At 59.6% G+C, this 17691-nt stretch carries 12 protein-coding genes; 9 read left to right on the forward strand and 3 right to left on the reverse strand.

From position 1 onward, the window contains the following. Window positions 1-30 precede the first annotated feature (30 nt). The gene (locus FHS81_RS05910; RefSeq protein WP_183751111.1) at window positions 31-2313 is read left to right on the forward strand and encodes an NADP-dependent malic enzyme; all 2283 of its coding nucleotides are present in this window, start codon (window positions 31-33) and stop codon (window positions 2311-2313) included. Window positions 2314-2511: 198 nt separating this feature from the next. Here FHS81_RS05910 and FHS81_RS19155 read toward each other — a convergent pair whose 3' ends face one another. Next, window positions 2512-3972 (reverse strand): hypothetical protein, encoded by a 1461-nt coding sequence (locus FHS81_RS19155; RefSeq protein ID WP_183751112.1) that lies wholly within the window; start codon window positions 3970-3972, stop codon window positions 2512-2514. 462 nt (window positions 3973-4434) lie between these two features. Between FHS81_RS19155 and cckA the strand changes: the two genes are divergently transcribed. Then, entirely contained in the window at window positions 4435-7008 is a 2574-nt protein-coding gene (gene cckA, locus FHS81_RS05920) for a cell cycle histidine kinase CckA (RefSeq protein WP_183751113.1), read from the forward strand. Between the two features lie 127 nt (window positions 7009-7135). Here the strand turns inward: cckA and FHS81_RS05925 are convergent, their stop codons facing one another. After that, window positions 7136-8230, reverse strand: coding sequence for an ATP-dependent DNA helicase (locus FHS81_RS05925; protein ID WP_183751115.1), 1095 nt, complete (start codon window positions 8228-8230; stop codon window positions 7136-7138). A 273-nt stretch (window positions 8231-8503) separates the two neighbouring features. On the opposite strand from FHS81_RS05925, the gene FHS81_RS05930 reads away from it, so the two are divergent. Further along, window positions 8504-9364, forward strand: coding sequence for an ABC transporter ATP-binding protein (locus FHS81_RS05930; protein WP_246374776.1), 861 nt, complete (start codon window positions 8504-8506; stop codon window positions 9362-9364). Continuing rightward, window positions 9361-10095 carry an ABC transporter ATP-binding protein gene (locus FHS81_RS05935; RefSeq protein WP_183751116.1) on the forward strand — a complete coding sequence of 245 codons (735 nt, stop codon included), beginning with the start codon at window positions 9361-9363 and terminating at the stop codon, window positions 10093-10095. The genes FHS81_RS05930 and FHS81_RS05935 overlap by 4 nt, the downstream gene beginning before the upstream one ends. Before the next feature lie 122 nt (window positions 10096-10217). Here FHS81_RS05935 and rfbA read toward each other — a convergent pair whose 3' ends face one another. Next, window positions 10218-11114, reverse strand: a complete 897-nt coding sequence (gene rfbA / locus FHS81_RS05940) for a glucose-1-phosphate thymidylyltransferase RfbA (protein WP_183751118.1) — start codon at window positions 11112-11114, stop codon at window positions 10218-10220. A 729-nt stretch (window positions 11115-11843) separates the two neighbouring features. On the opposite strand from rfbA, the gene FHS81_RS05945 reads away from it, so the two are divergent. The 5 genes from FHS81_RS05945 (at window position 11844) to FHS81_RS05965 (ending at window position 17539) form a co-directional block, all read left to right on the forward strand. After that, window positions 11844-13625, forward strand: a complete 1782-nt coding sequence (locus FHS81_RS05945; RefSeq protein ID WP_210281560.1) for a glycosyltransferase family 2 protein — start codon at window positions 11844-11846, stop codon at window positions 13623-13625. Between the two features lie 377 nt (window positions 13626-14002). Next, on the forward strand, window positions 14003-14557 hold the full coding sequence (rfbC, locus tag FHS81_RS05950; protein WP_183751119.1) for a dTDP-4-dehydrorhamnose 3,5-epimerase: 555 nt from the start codon (window positions 14003-14005) through the stop codon (window positions 14555-14557). 47 nt (window positions 14558-14604) lie between these two features. After that, entirely contained in the window at window positions 14605-15696 is a 1092-nt protein-coding gene (rfbB, locus tag FHS81_RS05955; RefSeq protein WP_183751120.1) for a dTDP-glucose 4,6-dehydratase, read from the forward strand. Beyond that, on the forward strand, window positions 15693-16571 hold the full coding sequence (rfbD, locus tag FHS81_RS05960; protein ID WP_183751122.1) for a dTDP-4-dehydrorhamnose reductase: 879 nt from the start codon (window positions 15693-15695) through the stop codon (window positions 16569-16571). The genes rfbB and rfbD overlap by 4 nt, the downstream gene beginning before the upstream one ends. A 5-nt stretch (window positions 16572-16576) precedes the next feature. Continuing rightward, window positions 16577-17539 (forward strand): rhamnan synthesis F family protein, encoded by a 963-nt coding sequence (locus FHS81_RS05965; RefSeq protein ID WP_246374858.1) that lies wholly within the window; start codon window positions 16577-16579, stop codon window positions 17537-17539. The last annotated feature ends 152 nt before the right edge of the window (window positions 17540-17691 follow it).

Raw genomic sequence — 17691 nt, forward strand, 5'->3', positions numbered from 1 at the left:
ACGGCTAACGCCAGAGAACGCCAGAATCCGATGACAGACCGCAAGAAACGTACCCGACTGACCTACACGGATCAGGAAGCGCTGAACTATCACTCCGGCGGCCGCCCCGGAAAACTGGAGGTCGTCGCCACCAAGCCGATGACGACGCAGCGCGATCTGTCGCTGGCCTATTCGCCGGGCGTCGCGGTGCCGGTGCGCGCCATCCACGAGAACCCTGCGACCGCCTATGACTACACGGCGCGCAGCAACCTCGTCGGCGTCATCTCCAACGGCACGGCCATTCTCGGGCTCGGCAACCTCGGCGCGCTGGCTTCCAAGCCGGTGATGGAAGGCAAGGCCGTCCTGTTCAAGCGCTTCGCTGACATCGACGCCTTCGATCTGGAAGTCGACACCGAGGACGTCGATGCGTTCATCAATTCGGTGCGCTATCTCGGCCCCACCTTCGGCGGCATCAATCTGGAAGACATCAAGGCCCCCGAGTGCTTCGTGATCGAAGAGCGTCTCAAGGAGCTGATGGACATCCCGGTGTTCCACGACGATCAGCACGGCACGGCGATCATCGCGGCGGCGGGCATCATCAACGCCCTGCACCTTACGGGCCGCGACATCTCCGAAGCGAAGCTCGTCGTCAACGGCGCGGGCGCTGCCGGCATCGCCTCCATCGAACTGGTGAAGGCACTCGGCTTCCGCAACGAGAACGTCATCCTGTGCGACACCAAGGGCGTGATCTACAAGGGCCGCACCGAGGGCATGAACCAGTGGAAATCCGCCCATGCCGTCGAGACCCCGGCGCGGACACTGGCCGACGCCGTACAGGGCGCCGACATCTTCTTCGGCCTCTCGGCCAAGGGCGCACTGACGCCGGAGATGGTGGCCGGCATGGCCGAAAACCCGATCATCTTCGCCATGGCCAACCCGGACCCGGAAATCACCCCCGAGGAAGTGTCGAGGGTGCGCGACGACGCCATCATGGCGACCGGCAGGTCTGATTATCCCAACCAGATCAACAACGTGCTCGGCTTCCCCTACATCTTCCGTGGTGCGCTGGACGCACGTGCGACAACGATCAACATCGAGATGAAGATCGCCGCCGTCCACGCGCTGGCCCAGCTTGCGCGCGAGGACGTGCCGGATGAGGTTGCTGCCGCCTATGAAGGCGCGCGCCCCCGGTTCGGACGCGACTACATCATCCCCGCGCCCTTCGATCCGCGCCTCATCCACGTTGTGCCGCCCGCCGTGGCGCAGGCCGCCGCCGATACCGGCGTCGCACGCCGGCCGATCGACAACATCGAGGTCTACAAGACCGAGCTGTCCGCCCGTCGCGATCCGGTTGTCAGCGTTCTCAACACCGTGTTCGAGCGTGTGCGCCGCTTCCCCAAGCGCGTCGTGTTCGCCGAGGGCGAGGAAGAGGCGGTCATCCGTGCCGCCCTCTCTTATGTGCATCAGGGCCTCGGCACGGCCATTCTCGTTGGCCGCGAAGAGCGCATTCGTGAAACCGCTGCGCAGGCCGGCGTCGACATCGATGCACGTCCCGGCATCGAGATCCACAACGCCGCCCGCTCGCAATATAACGCCCTTTACACGCAGTTCCTCTACGAGCGCCTGCAGCGCAAGGGGTTCCTTCTGCGCGACTGCCAGCGCCTCATCAATCAGGACCGCAACCATTTCGGCGCCGCCATGGTCACTCACGGCCATGCCGATGCCCTCGTGACCGGCGTAACGCGCAACTATCACTCCGCGCTGAACGACGTGTTACAGGTGATCGATGCCCGCCCCGGCCACCGTATTCTGGGCGTCTCCATCGCCATCACACGCGGGCGCACGGTGCTGGTGGCGGATACCGCGATCACGCAGCTTCCCACCGCCGAGGATCTGGCGGACATCGCCACGGAAGCCGCCGGCGTGGCGCGGCGTCTTGGCTATGAGCCGCGCGTTGCCCTGCTGGCCTTCGCCAACTTCGGTCAGCCGCGCGGCGAGCGCGCCACTCATGTACAGGAAGCCGTGCGCATTCTGGATGAACGGCGCGCACGTTTCGAGTACGATGGCGAACTCAGCGCGGAAGTCGCCCTCAAGCCCGGCGCACTGGCGGCTTATCCGTTCTGCCGCCTCAAGGGGCCGGCGAACGTGCTCGTGATGCCGGCGCTGCACTCGGCTTCGATCTCCACGCAGATGCTGGAAGAGCTGGGAGCATCGACCGTTGTCGGGCCGCTGATCGTGGGCCTGAACAAGCCTGTGCAGATCGTGCCTCTCGGCGCCAGAGACACCGATATCGTCAACATCGCTGCTCTCGCCGCCTATAACATCGGCGGATAAAGCTTCGGGGCGCAGGTTCTGAAATTCTTGTTCGACAGTGACTTACGTTCAACACAGTGACTTGCGTTTAACGCGGCAGATTGGTTTGAACGCAAGACAAATTCGATACTCCAAATAGAAAAGGCCGGTGAGTTCCCCTCACCGGCCTTTTATAATGCACTGCTCCCCGTATTCACGGGCAGCATGATGATTGTGGCGTTACTTGTCCTTGCCTTTATCCTGCGAGGTCCGTCCCAGCAACCGGGCGAACTCCGCTTCGATGTTCTCCAGCGAGGACATGTCGAATGGGTCAGCGGAGGCCGGCTTGTCGGCTTTCGCACCGGACGGGCTTACGGCAGCACGCGGCACCTCGAACGTATCGGCCGAATCAATGGACTTGCGCTGCGCCGGCGGCGGCGTCTCGCCCGTCGGGACAGAGGTGGCAAATCCGGGAGCGCTGCCAGCGCGGGGCGGAGCAGGCGGCGGGCTGGCCGGGCCGGACGATAGCGAGGAGAAGGGTTCGGTCCGTGCCGGCGGGGCCGGCACGCGGGGCGGCGCACCAAAGGACAGTGAATCGAGGCCCTGAACGGTTTCGGGCCTCACAGTCGGCTGCCGCTCGCCTGCAACGGGCGCGGCCTCGGCGGGAGGCGCGCTGCGCTTGACGGGACGTGCCGGCTCCGGCGCCTGAATGCTGGGGCTGGCCTCATCACGCGCAGGAAAACGCGGCGGGATCGGTAGTTCGGCGCGCTGGGGCGGCGCGGGTGCCGTCGCCGGGGCATCGCTGACGGATTCCGTGGTGAGGGGAGCCGACGTCTGGACAGGCTTCACCGGAGCTGCCGCGGAAGGCGCGCGTGACGTTTCGCGGGCGGCGGGAGCGGTTGGGCTGTCGAGATCGATTCCGGTGGCAGGGGAAGGCCGTACTGCGGCGAAGGGGCGCTTGAGCGCCTCCTCAAGCTGCGATGCGACGGCGCTGAATGCGCCCTTCGGCTCCTTCGCCGGTTCGGGAGCAGGGGTCTCGGCCTTGACGGAAGGCTCTCTCTTGATGGAAGGCTCTCTCTTGGGGGAAGGCTCTCTCTTGGGGGATGCCGGAGTCTGCGCAGGCAAGGAAGCGAAAGGATCGGCCTCGGGGAAAGACGGAGCTGCCGGCGGCTGGCGGGATGCGACGGGTGTCGCCTGCGAGCGCGGCGGCGGAGGAGGAGGAAAGGCCGGCGGAGGCGGCAGAGGTGCTGACGGAGGCGAAGCAGCCACGAAGGGCGGAGCGATATCTGACGCAGACCGGACAGGATTCCCGGCAACTTCGTCAACGGCGGACGGCGACAGGTCGCCGGTTTCCGTTTCCGAACGGGGCTGAGGTTGCGGCGGCTGGAGCGGCGCGCGATAAGCACCCCGGCCAATGCCGCTTTCAACGAGCAAATCGTTGGGGCCGCCAATCAAGACCAGATGTTCGACGTTATCCCGACGCAGCAGCAGCAGTTGCCGCTGCGCATCGATATCCACGGCATCGATGACGCCCAGCCGCTGCTGCTGGTTATGACGCCCGCCGGAACCGGCATAAGCCACCCGGCCTTTGTTGCCGGTGATTCGGCGCAGAGCGGCGGCAAGAACCGCGAGAAGACCCAGTATGATGGCAAAGGCCAGCACATACTGGATAATTGCCGGTAGATTACCGAATAGTTGCACGGTCTTGCTCCCCTGCCTCTGAAACAACCGGTTCCCCGGCAAGTGAAGGCCCGCGAGGCAAGGCCCGGCAGACACTTCGCAACTCTCTGTCGGGCAAATCCCGAACGCCCCGGTTGCGCAGGATCGTTCAGCAACCACCCTTGCCAACCACCTTATACGACGGCAATGCCTCCCTGTCGGATTCACCACCGCCCAATAAATCGCATTTAATGCTGCTTTTGCAAAGTCTTCATTAGCCTCTTGCGATTAATCGTTTATGTAGAAATCCGGCAACATAGAGGGAATGGGGCGATTTCTGCCGGTCACAGCTTCCTCCGTACAGTCACTTCAGGTATCGCCAGCGAGATCAGCGCATGTTCCCGGCAACGCTTTCCCTGTTATATACACCGGCAACCATGCATGAGCAGCGGCAACGCCCGACGCGGCGATTGAACACGGACGCGACACGGGATATCAGACATCATGAGCGAGATGCGCATGGATAATTCGGCCGACCGTGGAGACCCGCGTCCGGGCCATACGGGCCTTATCGTGCTGCTGTCGCTCGCGCTGGCCGGCGCGGCGGGTTGGGCCTATTTCAGCGGCCATCGCCTCAGCGAGCCCGTCATGCTCGCCATTCTGGCCGGCTGCGCGGTGGTCGGCGTCGTGCTCGGTCTCGCTTTCGCGCTGGGCATTCTGCAAATAGCCGGCCGTGGCCAGCAGGATCTGGGCCGCATCGTGGTAGACAGTGCCGACACCGGCCTGCTCGTCGTGGAAAACGACGGCCACATCGCCTACCACAACGATGCCTACACCGCGTTGGCGGAACGCCTGAAAAGCGACGACGTACCCGGCCCTCCCACCATCGAACGGTTGTTCAACGGCACGCCGGATATTGCGGAGGCCGTCTACCGTCTGGCGCAGGCCGCCCGAGAGGGCCGTGCAACAGCGGAGGAAATTCGCGTCGTGCCACGCACGGCGCAGGGTGGCGACAGAAGCGACACTGCTTTGTGGTTCCGCGTTGCTGTGCGCCCGGTTCATCCGCCGGGCCGCCGCAGGGCCACGTTGTGGAGTGTCGCTGACATCACCCGCGACCGGGAGCGGCAAGAGAGCGTTTTTCGCGAATTGCAGCACGCCATCGATTATCTGGACCGCGCGCCCTCCGGCTTTCTCTCGCTCACCGCCGGCGGCAATATCGTCTATATGAACGCCACGCTCGCCCGCTGGCTGGATTACGACCTCGCGCAAGTGGGATCAGGCGGGCTGACGCTGGAAGAAGTGGCGCCGCCGAGCGCCACGGCGCTGATCGGCTCCGTCGCCGGTGCGCCCGGTGAGGAACGCACAGACACCCTCGACGTGGATTTCCGCAAGCGCGGCGGCCAGAGCCTGCCGGTGCGGTTGTTCCATCACGTCGCCTTCGACACCGAAGGGCGTCCGCAACCGTCCCGCACGTTGGTACTCAACCGCTCGCCCGGCGAGGATGTCGCCGAAGGTCAGCGCGCGGCGGAAGTGCGTTTCTCGCGCTTCTTCAACAACACGCCGGTCGCCATCGCTGCGGTCGACCGGCAGGGCCTGATTTTGCGGTCCAACGCTTCTTTCGCCAACCTGTTCAGCGTACGTCCGGGGGATAGCAGCGCACGCCGCTCCGTCCTCGGTGTCGTCGCCCCGCGTGATCGCGAGGCTCTGGCGCAGGCCATCGAAAAGGCGGCGGAAGGAATCGGCGAGATCCCGCACATCGATGTCGTTGTCGCGGGCAAGCCGGGTGCGGCGACCGCAAGCCCTGGCGTCAACCAGCAGGAACGATCTGCGCGTCTTTACTTCAGCGGCATCGATGACGGCGATGGCGACGGCGAGGCCGCCATCGTCTACGCGCTCGACATCACCGAGCAGCGGGCGCTCGAAGCGCAGTTCGCACAGGCACAGAAAATGCAGGCCGTGGGGCAATTGGCCGGTGGCGTGGCGCACGATTTCAATAACGTGCTTCAGGCCATCATCGGCTACTCGGATCTGCTGCTATCGCATCAGCGCCCGACAGATCCCAGTTTCCAGGACATCATGCAGATCAAGCAGAACGCCAATCGCGCTGCCGCCCTTGTGCGGCAGTTGCTGGCGTTCTCACGCCGCCAGACCCTGCGTCCCAACGTCATCCAGCTCGGCGACGAGTTGTCTGAGCTGTCCCAGATGCTCCGCCGCCTGCTTGGAGAGCGTATTGAGCTGGAATTGCGGCGCGGCAACGATCTGTGGGAAGTGAAGGCCGACACCACGCAGTTCCAGCAAGTCATTCTCAACCTAGCCGTCAACGCGCGCGACGCCATGCGCGACGGCGGCAAGGTTGTGATTTCGACAAGCAACGTGCCCGCTGGCGAAAGCAACCATTTCGGTTATGCCGAAGCATCGCTGCCGCATGCAGATTATGTGCTCATCGAAGTGTCCGACACCGGCAGCGGTATTCCGCCGGATGTGCTGGACAAGATTTTCGAGCCTTTCTTCACCACCAAGGAAATCGGCAAGGGCACCGGCCTCGGGCTGTCCACCGTCTACGGCATCGTGCAGCAGAGCGGCGGCTTTATCTTCTGCGACAGTGTCGTGGACGAAGGCACAGTGTTCCGCATCTTCCTGCCGCGTTATGTCCGGCCCGCGGCCGCCGAAACGGTAGTGCGCGCAAAGGTGCCGGAAGCGGTGGATGTCACCGGGCGCGGCACGATACTGTTGGTGGAGGATGAGGAGGCCGTGCGCAAATTCGCCGCCCGCGCCCTCACCGGGCGTGGCTACACCGTGATCGAGGCCGTTTCGGGAGCCGATGCGCTGGCCATCGTCGACAAGCTCGAAACGCCGGTGGATCTCGTGGTGTCGGACGTGATGATGCCGGAAATGGACGGCCCGACACTGCTGTCGCATCTGCGCGGGCGCCATCCCGATCTGAAAGTGATTTTCGTATCGGGCTACGCCGAGGACGCTTTCGAGAAAAACCTTCCCGCGGGCGAGAACTTCACTTTCCTGCCGAAGCCCTTCGACCTCAAGGAACTGGGCGAAGCGGTGAAGAAAGCGCTGGGATAAAGTGATTTGCCGAGCCGATGGGAAGCATCCCATCGGCAAAAACTCACCTGAACATCGGCCACCGCCTGCGTTCAACATGGAAATGCCGGAACAACCGGCCCAGCGCACCGTAGGGTCCTGGTCTTTCTCAGGCCACCACGGTCAGCCTTTCGGCAGCGCGGGTGATACCGGTATAGAGCCAACGCGCGCGGTGCTCGCGAAATGCCCGTGATTCGTCGAACAGCATCACTTCGTCCCACTGCGAGCCCTGCGCCTTGTGCACAGTCAGGGCATAACCGTAAGTGAATTCATCCGAATCGCGCCGCATCGCGAAGGGAATATCCTCCTCCGCGCCCGTAAAAAAATCCGTCAGCACGGATACATCCACGCCCCGGCGCACGTTTTCATCTTCGGGGGCGACCTCCATTTTGATGAAGCCCTTCGCCTCACCGCGCAGAGCGCGCACCGACCACGTGCTGCCATTAAACAGGCCCTTGGTTTTGTTGTTGCGCAGGCACACCAGCTTTTCTCCCGCCGCCGGCAGCGGATCGCGAAACCCTTGCAACTCCCGGATGCGCCCATTGTAAAGGCGGCGTGTGCGGTTCATGCCCACCAGCACCTGATCGGCCCGCATCACCAGATCGGCGTCAATCTCGCGCCGGGAGATGACCCGTGCTCCCTCCTCCCGCAACGGCGGCAGATCGCCCCCCTCGCGCACCGCCATCGACAGACGAATGATGGGATTGTCGCGCGCCTGGCGGTGAACTTCGGTCAGCATCACATCAGGCTCGGCCTCGGTGAAAAAGCCGCCGCCACGCACAGGCGGCAACTGCGCCGGATCGCCAAGTACGAGCACCGGCACCTGAAACGACAGCAGATCCCGCCCCAGCGCTTCATCCACCATCGAACATTCATCGATAACGATCAGCGCTGCCTTGCCTGCTTCCGCCTGCCGGTTGAGTACGAAGGATGGCGCATCCTCATCGTCAGTGGTGCGAGAGCGGTAAATGAGGCTGTGGATGGTGGCCGCATCCTCGCAACCACGCGACCGCAACACCGAAGCGGCCTTGCCGGTATAGGCCCCGAAAATAACATCGCCATCGACATCCTCGGCGATATGCCGCGCCAAGGTCGTCTTGCCCGTGCCGGCATAACCGAACAGGCGGAACACCTGCGGCGACCCATCTCGCAGCCACCGCGCGACCGCCTTTAACGCATCATCCTGCTGTCCGGACCAGTTCATACAGCTCTCACCCGAGAAAAATCATGTTTTGTTCTATACAATCGGTCCGGAAAAGCAAGTGAGAGGCACCGGCGCCAATTGCCGAAATGGATTTGACCGTTATGCCCATTCGTCGGATAAGGCGATGCTGGCTTTGCTGTCGGCTGACGCGGGAGGCGTCTTGCTTTACCTCATCGACTTTCGGAGAAAGCCCGTGTGGTGCTTGCGTAACACCATCGCGCGAACGGTTCCCGGCCGGGAGCATCTGTATGACTTCAGCGTGGACACTTCACCATGACCGCCAAGCAGATGCATTTCGACCGCGAGCCTGCGAACCCGGCATCTGCACCCGTCTTGTTGCAGGTTGATGGCGTAGGCAAATCGTTCGGCGGTGTGCGCGCCAACGCGGACGTATCATTCGGGCTGCACGCGGGCGAACTGCTGGCTTTGATCGGTCCCAACGGCGCGGGAAAATCAACGCTGTTCAACATGATCAACGGCCAGCTACGCCCGGATACCGGCTCCATCATCTTCGACGGGACGGATATAACCGGCCGGTCGCCGCGTGCCATCTGGCGGCTCGGCATCGGCCGGACCTTTCAGGTCGCGCAGCCCTTCCAGTCGATGACAACGATTGAAAACGTCCAGACCGCGCTACTGTCGCGCGACAGGCGGCTGTTCAACATCGTGTCGCGCGTATCAGATTACGCGCGCGAAGAGGCGCTGGCGCTACTCGATCTGGTCCAGCTGGCGGATCAGGCCGACAGGCCCTGTAGCGCCATGGCTTATGGCGATATCAAGCGGCTGGAACTGGCTGTGGCGCTGGCGCATCGCCCCCGCCTGCTGCTGATGGACGAGCCCACTGCCGGCATGGCGCCGCGCGAGCGCATCGATCTGATGGCTTTGACTCGCGATCTCGTGCAGCGTCTCGGGACAGCCGTTTTATTCACCGAACATAGCATGGACGTCGTTTTCGGTTATGCCGACCGCATTATTGTCCTGGCGCGCGGACACATCATAGCCGACGACACGCCAGCGGCTATCCGGGAGAACCAGCTTGTCGCGCAGGTATACCTCGGCTCCGGAGCTGCCCTCGGCCAGGATCTGGATGCAGGCAGAGACATCGACCTCGACCGGCACAGGGAGATATCATGACGGCATCCCCTCCCCTATTATCCGTACGCGGTCTGCGCGCATGGTATGGCGCTGCACAAATCTTGTTCGACGTCGACCTCGACGTGCAACGTGGAGAAGTCGTCGCCCTGATGGGCCGCAACGGCGCGGGGAAATCGACAACATTTCTATCGTTGATAGGCCTCGTCACCCGCCGCGCCCGGTCGGCTACTTTTATGGGCAACGATATATCGAGCAGCGAGCCAAATCGCATTGCCCGTCTTGGTATGGGATTTGTGCCGGAGGATCGGCGCATTTTTACAGACCTGACGGTGGCCGAGAATCTTGAAGTCGGCCGCCAACCTCCCCGTGTCTGGCCCGATGGCACGTCGCTTGCGCCATGGACTCCCGAAAGGCTTTTTCGGCTGTTCCCTAATCTGAGCGAAATGGCCGGTCGCGGAGCGGGCCGTATGAGCGGCGGCGAGCAACAGATGTTATCCGTCGCCCGCACACTGATGGGTAACCCCTATCTGGTTCTGCTTGATGAGCCTTCAGAGGGAATAGCTCCCGTCATCGTCGAGCAAATGGCCGCGGCAATTGTGGAGCTGAAAGCGCAAGGAGTGAGCATTCTCCTATCCGAGCAAAATCTATATTTCGCATCTCTCGTTGCGGACAGAACATACATTCTGGAAAAAGGCCAAATCCAGTTTGCCGGGACCATGGCAGAGATCACAAATAACACCGAAAAAAGAACGGCATTGCTTGGTGCCTAAATGGCGTTCTTTCCGTGAAATCAGAAAACTTTATCTTTTAATTCTGATTTCACATAAGGGACCATCAATATTTCATTGACGATCCCATAAAAAGAACACCCTCATCGAAGTAAAAGTCTATGTTAAAAATGTAATTTGGGCAAGCCACTCAGATCCTGTTCAGCCAAGCGCTGAAGATAGATACCGTACTGGCTTTTACCAAGCGCCCGCCCTAGTTCCAGAAGCTGTGTGCTATCGATCAGGCCAAGTCGGAAAGCAATTTCTTCGGGGCAAGCGATCTTGAAGCCCTGCCGCGTTTCGAGCGTGCGAACGAAGCCAGCGGCTTCCAGCAGTGAATCGGGAGTGCCAGTGTCCAACCATGCGTACCCACGCCCCATGCATGACACCTTGAGCGTTCCCTCTTCCAGATAGAGGCGGTTGAGATCGGTGATTTCAAGCTCGCCCCGAGCTGAAGGTTTGAGTGTTCGTGCGAGCTGTGGCGCACGGCCATCATAGAAATACAGCCCCGTTACGGCCCAGTTCGACTGAGGTTTCAGCGGCTTTTCCTCAAGGGAGATCGCGTGGCCAGCCTCGTCAAAGGATACGACGCCGTACCGCTCGGGATCGGTCACGCGATATGCGAATACCGATGCCCCGTTGAGATTGGCTGCCGCGTCGCGCAGAAACTCAGGCAAGCCGTGCCCGTAGAACAGGTTATCCCCAAGGATCAGGGCCGAAGGCTCGCCGGCAACGAACTCCTCACCGATGATGTACGCCTGCGCCAACCCGTCCGGACTGGGCTGCTCCGCGTAGCTCAGAGACAAGCCCCACCGCGCCCCATCACCAAGCAACGCCTGAAAGCGCGGCAGATCATGCGGGGTCGAGATGATGAGGATATCACGAATGCCGGCAAGCATAAGCGTCGACAGCGGATAATATATCATCGGCTTGTCATAGACCGGGAGGAGCTGCTTGGACGCCGTAAGCGTGATCGGATGCAGGCGCGTACCGCTGCCACCCGCCAGAATAATGCCCTTCATCTGCCCCTCAACCGTATTCGGAAATCGCCATTTGCGGCGATATAACGCCTCGACTCATATAGAGCAAGATAAAATTGTCGACACAACTTAACCAGAGTGGATATTTATTAAAATTTATTACTTGTATTGATGCAAGTATTATCAGATTATAAATATAATTACTTGTTATAATTTAAATTAACTTCTTATATTGGCGATTAAATACAAATTTTTAGATTGAAAATTAATTATTGCTACTGCGCAGGCTCTGTAATGTCTCTCTTTTTAGTTTCGCTTCTGTCGGGTTTCTGATGGCATGTCGCCAATTTGTAAATACAAAGCAAAATGATAGTTCCTGTTCATTTATCGCCCTATCGATGACAGCTTAGCCTAATATAATGAATTTTTGCATGCAAATATGCTTGTTTCTTGGCCAGTCTGCGTGTACGCATGCCCCCGTTTCCTTTATCGTAAGCGGCTTGCAGGCGAAAAATCCAGCGCCTTCCAGATTGCGATATCATCATTGCCAGGCAATTATTCCTGAAATACAGGTGAAAACTGCCGGAACCGACTGTCCCGAGAGGTGACATCTTGAACCAGAAGCCGTCCACGACTCTCCTTGCGAGGTTTGGGAGATTGAAATCGTTAGCGCGCATTGTCCGGCTCGGGTCCAGGCGCCTTGCATCGCCCGGCGACATTCCCCGACTTACACGTCGCACAATCGCGCTCTATCGGGAAGGTGGCTGGCCTTTGCTGCGCGGGCTCATCGCCCGGGATGCAGCGCTGCTCGACGCCCATCTGGATGGAAGAGGGTACGACAAATGGGTCAACCTGTATGACACCTTCACGCCCGCGCAACAGGAAACGCTACGCCACGACGCGGCAAACCTGGCAAGATCTCCGCTCATCTCGATTATTATGCCGGTGTACAATCCCCCGCAACGATTTATCGAGGCAGCGATCAACAGCGTCCGCGCGCAGATATATCCGCATTGGGAATTATGTATCGCCGACGACGCCTCGACTGCACCGCATGTCCGCGAGATCCTGGAACATCATCGGCAACGCGATAAACGTATCAAGATCGTGTATCGCCCCCAAAACGGCCATATCGCACAGGCATCCAATTCGGCGCTTGAGTTGGCAACGGGCGACTGGATCGCGATGCTTGATCACGACGACCTGTTGCGCCCGCACGCGCTATATGAAGTCGCAGCCGAGATTAATCGGCACCCCGACGCAACTGTCATCTATAGTGACGAAGACAAGATCGACGAGAATGGACATCGTTTCGATCCTTTCTTCAAGCCGGATTACAGCCCGGAAACACTGCTGACGATGAATTACCTCAACCACCTGACTGTCCACCGCACGCAACTTGTCCGGCAGGCGGGCGGATGGCGGGTCGGATTCGAAGGCAGTCAGGATTATGACCTGAACCTTCGTATTCTCGAACATGTGCGGCCCACCACCGTCCGCCATATTCCGAAAATATTGTATCACTGGCGGGCCATCCAGGGCTCAACCGCAACGTCAGTGGCGGAAAAGCCCTACACTTGGGAAATCGGGCGGCACGCGATCCAGGAGCACCTGGCGCGAACCGGGGTTGCGGCGACGGTCGAGCCCGCGCCCGCAACCCCGTTTTACCGGATTCGCCCTGCAATCCCACAGCCCGCGCCCATGGTGAGCCTCATCATACCGACGCGCGACGGCGTCGATCATCTGCGCAAGTGTATCGAATCAATTCGAGGCAAAACAACTTACCGCCCATATGAAATCATCGTCGTGGACAATGGATCGACCGACCCGGAGGCGCTCGATTACCTCGCAAGCATCGCCTGCTACGATAACGTCAGGATATTGCGGCACGACGCTCCATTCAATTACTCTGAAATTAATAATATTGCTGTGAGAGAAGCCAGGGGGCCGATCGTCGGTCTGATCAACAACGACATCGAAGTCATTTCCCCCGAGTGGTTGTCAGAAATGGTCGGCTGGGCATCCCTGCCGCAAATTGGCTGTGTCGGCGCTAAACTGCTGTACGGGAACGATACCATTCAACATGCCGGAGTGATTCTAGGATTGAATGGCGTCGCCGGTCATTCGCACAAATACGCCGATCGCAACACTCCGGGCTATGCCTGTCGCCTGAAGGTGTCGCAGAATCTGTCGGCCGTCACGGCCGCATGCCTGCTGGTCCGCAAGGAGACATACGAAGCCGTCGGCGGACTGGATGAAACCCACCTGAAAGTGGCTTTCAACGATGTCGACTTCTGCCTTAAAGTTCGCGAAGCGGGCTATCGGAATCTCTGGACGCCGTTCGCCGAACTCTATCATCATGAGAGCCTTTCGCGCGGAGCGGAGGACAATCCGGAGAAGCTGGCGCGGTTCAAAAGCGAGGTCAGGACAATGCAAAGCAGGTGGGGAGACAAGCTGCTGGTGGACCCATATTATTCTCCCAACCTGACAATTGGGCGCGAGGATTTCTCGCTATCTTTTCCCCCACGCGTCATGACAGTCGATAAACGATGAGAGTCACGACATATATGTCGCAATAAAAAATTCATATCGATAATAAACACCAAAAAAATTTTCAGATAACACCGCTGAGATATAATAAATAATGCAAATTAAATTATTTAAACAAATTATAATGAATTAATTTTAAAAGAATTTCTAATACAATATTTTATAATTTTTATTTTTTATTGATTTTTAAAATCAAATACTGCATATTTATAATATGCTACGAAATATAACTTTATATTTTATGATTTCTGTTTTTGATTTCTGCGTGGCGCGAATTAGGATTGCAAATCTGACGCGAATGTCGCAAGAAATATCCAACCTGAAAGGGCGCGGATCGCCTGCTGGCCTCCGCCCCATCCCTGACTTTACGAGGACTGTGAATGCCTGCTGTTCGCCAACTGGATATTCCGGATGTGCTTGAGATCAAGCCGAAAGTATTTGGCGATGATCGTGGGTTCTTTTCGGAGACGTTCAACTCCAACAAGTTCCGTGAAAAAGGCATCACTCTGGACTGGGTTCAGGATAATCAATCGCTGTCGCGTGAAAAATATACCCTACGGGGCCTTCATTATCAGGAGCCGCCGTTCGCTCAGGCCAAACTCGTGCGCGTGTTGCGCGGGCGAATCCTCGATGTTGCCGTGGATATCCGCAAGGATTCACCGACTTTCAGGCAGTGGGTGACCCTTGAATTGTCAGCGGAAGAATTCAACCAGATCCTGGTGCCGATCGGATTCGCCCATGGTTTCCTGACGCTCGAACCGGACACCGAAGTCCTTTATAAGGTCTCCGCGCCATACTCCGCCGCTCATGACCGCTCCATTCGTTTTGACGATCCCGACATCGCGGTTCAATGGCCTCTGGCTGACCATGCGCCGGTGCTGTCTACCAAGGATGCAGCCGCACCGGTGTTACGCGAGATTGCCGTACCGTTCTGATTGACCCGCCGCGTGCATGCGCATTCTGCCGTATCGGGAGGCTTCCCATGAAAATACTCGTCACCGGAGGCGCAGGCTTCATCGGTTCTGCTGTTTGCCGCCATCTGATCGGGAATACGGACCATTCGGCGGTCAATCTCGACAAGCTGACTTACGCCGCATCGTTGTCATCGCTTGAGTCCATTCAGGATTCACCACGTTACCGCTTCGTCAAGGGCGACATCCTCGACCGGGAACTGGTGCGCACCCTGCTGCGGTCGCATGACATCGACGCCATCATGCATCTGGCGGCGGAGAGTCATGTCGATCGCTCCATTGACGGTCCGGGTGATTTCATCAGCACGAACATCGTCGGCACCTATGCCCTGCTTGAAGAAGCCCGTGCATACTGGAGCGAACTGAGCGCCGAGAGGCGCGAGGCATTTCGCTTCCATCATATCTCTACCGACGAAGTATATGGTGACTTGCCGCTCGACGATTCGCTGTTCACAGAAGACACGCCCTACGCGCCTTCCTCGCCGTATTCGGCCTCCAAGGCATCGTCTGACCACCTTGCGAATGCGTGGTACCACACCTATGGCCTGCCCGTGGTGTTGTCGAACTGCTCCAACAATTACGGGCCATTCCACTTCCCCGAGAAGCTCATTCCGCTTGTGATTCTGAATGGGCTGGAGGGCAAGCACCTCCCGGTTTATGGACGTGGCGAGAACGTTCGCGACTGGCTGTTCGTCGAGGATCACGCGCGCGCGCTGGAACTGGTGGTGACCCGTGGTGTGCCCGGCCGCTCCTATAATATCGGCGGGCGCAATGAGCGATCCAATCTCGCCGTGGTCGAGACGATCTGCGATGAGCTGGACCAACTGTCGCCACTGGCGAACGGCCAACCGCGCCGCTCGCTGATTGATTTCGTCACCGACCGTCCCGGCCACGATCTGCGCTATGCCATTGATGCGTCGCGCATCGAGCGGGAGCTTGGCTGGAAGGCGCAGGAAACGTTCGATACCGGACTTCGCCGGACTGTCCGCTGGTATCTCGACAATGAAGCTTGGTGGCAACCGATTCGCGAGCGCTATGCCGGTCAAAGGCTTGGCGTGAAGACTGCCGCGCGCGTCGAAACAACGAAAGACGCAGCGCCATGAAACTTTTTGTCTCCGGCCGCGAAGGCCAGCTTGCGCGTTCGCTGCTGGCATTGTCCGCCGCTGATGTCGACGTGGTGGCAATTGGCCGCCCTGAACTCGACATCACGGATCGCGCATCGATTGAGCGAGCGCTTGACGCTCATAAACCGGATATCGTGGTGAACGCGGCAGCTTATACTGCGGTTGATCGCGCTGAAAGCGAGCGGGATCAGGCCTTTGCCATCAACCGCGATGGAGCGGAGAACGTGGCGTTGGCGGCTGCCGAAGCCGGCCTGCCCGTCATTCACGTATCCACGGATTACGTGTTTTCCGGTAGTGCCGATGGCTGGCGGCACGAGCAGGATCCAACTGGTCCGCAGAACGTTTATGGCGCCTCCAAGCTTGCCGGGGAGCAGGCCGTTGCGGCTGCAAATCCGGCACACGCGATCCTGCGCACAGCATGGGTCTATAGCCCCTATGGCGGCAATTTTCTGAAGACCATGCTGCGGCTTGCCGGCGATCGGGAGCGGGTCGGTGTCGTTGCCGATCAGTTCGGCACGCCGACCTATGCGCCGGACATCGCCGAGGCGATTTTGGTAGCAGCGCGCGCCATTGTGGCCGATCCGCAAAACAGCGATCTGCAAGGTGTGTTCCACCTCACGGCGCAAGGTGAGGCCAACTGGGCTGATTTTGCGCGTGAGATCTTCCGCCAATCGGCCGCGCGCGGTGGGCCTTCAGCAGCGGTAGACGCCATCACCACGGCGGATTATCCGACGCCTGCCCGGCGCCCGGCCAATTCACGTCTGGACACGACGCGCTTCGCGACATCTTTCGGGCACAAGTTGCCGGACTGGCGCGATGGTGTCGCACGCTGCCTTGCCGCATTGGGTGACTGATCGTGATGGCCGCGTCGGAGCTGCCGCCACTGATCTTTGTCCATGTACACTATCCCGATATCTGGGAAGAAATGGCACGGGACATCGCCAGCGCAGTCAATGTTCCATTTGGGCTGGTATTGACCCATTGCGGGCAAAGCACGCTGGCGAAGCCGGATACACCTTACCTTGTCGATTACCGTGAAATCGTTGTGCAGAATCGTGGGCGGGATGTATTGCCCTTCCTCACGGCCTTGCGCGGGGATCTGCCACCTTATGACATTGGCCTGAAGTTGCACACCAAACGCTCGCCTCATCGTGACGATGGAGCCGAGTGGCGGCGTTTTTTGACACGCTCGCTCCTGTCGCGTGGCGGTAATGGGCCGGGGCCGATGGCTCTACAGACGCTGCGCACAGAGCCACATCTTGGTCTGATTGCACCGGAGGGACATTTGCTTCCGCTGCAAGGGCGTCTGGCGCTCAATGAAAAGCCCATGGCGGCCATGTTGTCGGCGCTCGGCATTTTCATGCGCACAAGTGAACTGCATGAAGGCCGCTTTGCCGCCAGTACGATGTTCTGGTTCCGGGCGGAAGCATTGTCACCATTTAGTGCCGCTGAGCTGGATCCGCTTTTCGAGAACGAAGCCGCCCAGCTCGACGGCACCGCCGCCCACGCCGCAGAGCGGTTATTCGTCAAAGTGTGCGAAAGTCAGGGATTTGCCGCCAGTTCCATGGAGGCCCTGCCAGCCATCATTTGCGCCGGAGACGAGCAACGGGGGATGAATACACTGGATCGCGACACTTTGCGAAATCTGACAGACGCCGCCATCAGCACGGCTGCCAATCCGTTTTCCCTTCCAATGGCGGACTTCTGGTCTCGTCACAGGCGACTGCTGCGTCTGGCGCACCTCACTTATCGCCGCGTGCCTCCGCCTCTATGGCGCGCGATGCGCCGGCTGGTCCGGCGCTATGCCTCGCGCCACGCCTGACGCTACGACAGGCGCCAAGAGCATCGCGCACTCTGTCGTTGCCGGCGAACAATCATTGCGGATCGTCGCTTGCGCGGCGCCGACGGGGCGGTTATCTCATCAATAGCAAAAGTAGCGTCGGCAACCGGCGTCTGCATATAAAAAGCCGCCAC

Source organism: Pseudochelatococcus contaminans, assembly GCF_014195635.1.
Lineage (GTDB): Bacteria > Pseudomonadota > Alphaproteobacteria > Rhizobiales > Beijerinckiaceae > Pseudochelatococcus > Pseudochelatococcus contaminans.